Annotated in this window: 2 protein-coding genes and 1 pseudogene; all 3 read right to left on the reverse strand. The window is 73.1% G+C overall.

All coding sequences use genetic code 11. From position 1 onward, the window contains the following. Positions 1–260, reverse strand: a pseudogene (locus FNQ90_RS23060) (hypothetical protein); the annotation flags it as partial. A 42-nt stretch (positions 261–302) separates the two neighbouring features. Beyond that, on the reverse strand, positions 303–1,025 hold the full coding sequence (gene nadD, locus FNQ90_RS23065; protein ID WP_182608116.1) for a nicotinate-nucleotide adenylyltransferase: 723 nt from the start codon (positions 1,023–1,025) through the stop codon (positions 303–305). A 97-nt stretch (positions 1,026–1,122) separates the two neighbouring features. Beyond that, entirely contained in the window at positions 1,123–1,275 is a 153-nt protein-coding gene (locus FNQ90_RS23070; RefSeq protein ID WP_173019710.1) for a hypothetical protein, read from the reverse strand. Positions 1,276–1,439: the final 164 nt, after the last annotated feature.

Below are 1,439 nucleotides of genomic sequence, written 5' to 3' on the forward strand. Positions count from 1 at the left end.
CCGCCCCCGCCGTTCCCGGCCCACTCGGCCGTGCCGTACCCGTGGGCGGTTCCGCCGTACCCACCGTCGTACCCCGGGTCGGCGGTCCCGCCCGATGCCGGGTCGGTGCCGTACGGGTCCCACCCGCCGGAGCCGGCGCCCGCCGGCTCACCCCCTCCGTGGGCGTCCCACTCCCCCTGCTGGGGCGCGGTCTCCCACACCGGGCGACCGTATTCGTCGTACCCCCGGAACTCCCGGTAGGGATCGTGTCGGTCGTTCACGAGTCCGCCCCCTTCGGGCCGCGGCCGGTCCCCGAGCCCTGGTCAGCGCTTCGGTGCCGGGTGGTCACGGTAGAGCCTGCGCTTGTTGATGTAGCGCACCACACCGTCCGGCACCAGGTACCAGACGGGCTCCCCCGCGGCCACCCTGGCCCGGCAGTCCGTGGAGGAGATGGCGAGCGCCGGTACCTCGATCAACGACACCCCGCCGTCGGGCAGACCGGGATCGGCCAGGGTGTGGCCGGGGCGGGTGACGCCGATGAAGTGCGCCAGCGAGAAGAGTTCCGCCGCGTCGCGCCAGCCCAGGATCTGGGCGAGGGCGTCGGCGCCGGTGATGAAGAAGAGATCGGCGTCCGGGTTCTCCCGGTACAGATCCCGCAGGGTGTCGATGGTGTAGGTGGTGCCCGGCCGGTCGACGTCGATCCGGCTCACCGAGAACTGCGGGTTGGAGGCGGTCGCGATGACCGTCATCAGGTAGCGGTCCTCGGCCGGCGAGACGCGCTGGTGGCTCTTCTGCCACGGCTTGCCGGTCGGCACGAAGACCACCTCGTCGAGGTGGAAGCGGGCGGCGACCTCACTGGCCGCCACCAGGTGACCGTGGTGGATCGGGTCGAAGGTGCCGCCCATCACCCCGAGCCGCCGTTTGACCGGCGCCCCGGGACCCTCCGGGGCACCGTCGCCCGCCCCCGGAACGGGGGCGGTGACGGGCACGCCGGAACCATCCGCACGCCGGGGCGCGTCCCCGGCGCGGGGGGTGTCGTCTGCCATGTGCCGACCCTAACCGCTCGTCACGGGAACCCGTCCCGGGGGAAGCCGGGAGCCGGCCCGGGGACGGGCGTGCCCGATGGAGTGCCCCCGGAGGGGCTCAGCGGTCCCGGTTGAGGAGGGTGGTGACCCACAGCATCGCCAACAGTGCGGCGAGAACGAGGCCGCCCACCAACCAGGGGTTGAGCGCTCCGTGCTCGGCGCCCTCCTCGGCGAGGGCGGTCAGGGCGGCGGTGGCACTGGTGAGGTACATGCGATGACCCATCCGGAAAGAGGCGGCGAAAACGTAGGCTCATGTTAAGCGGACCCGATGTCCGCCCCCTCTTGCCCCCACCACCGGGCCCGGGGTGCAGTGGGAGGGGAGACCGGACGCCGGATCACCGGCGCCCGTCGAACGGGGCTCGGAGGGGGCCGAAT

The sequence above is a fragment of the Streptomyces alkaliphilus genome, assembly GCF_014141535.1.
In the GTDB taxonomy this organism is placed as follows: Bacteria; Actinomycetota; Actinomycetes; order Streptomycetales; family Streptomycetaceae; genus Streptomyces; species Streptomyces alkaliphilus.

Coding starts and splice junctions, on each gene's coding strand:
- nadD (WP_182608116.1), bottom strand. CDS start 1,025: ATGGCAGACGACACCCCCCGCGCCGGGGACGCGCCCCGGCGTGCGGAT.
- FNQ90_RS23070 (WP_173019710.1), bottom strand. CDS start 1,275: ATGTACCTCACCAGTGCCACCGCCGCCCTGACCGCCCTCGCCGAGGAG.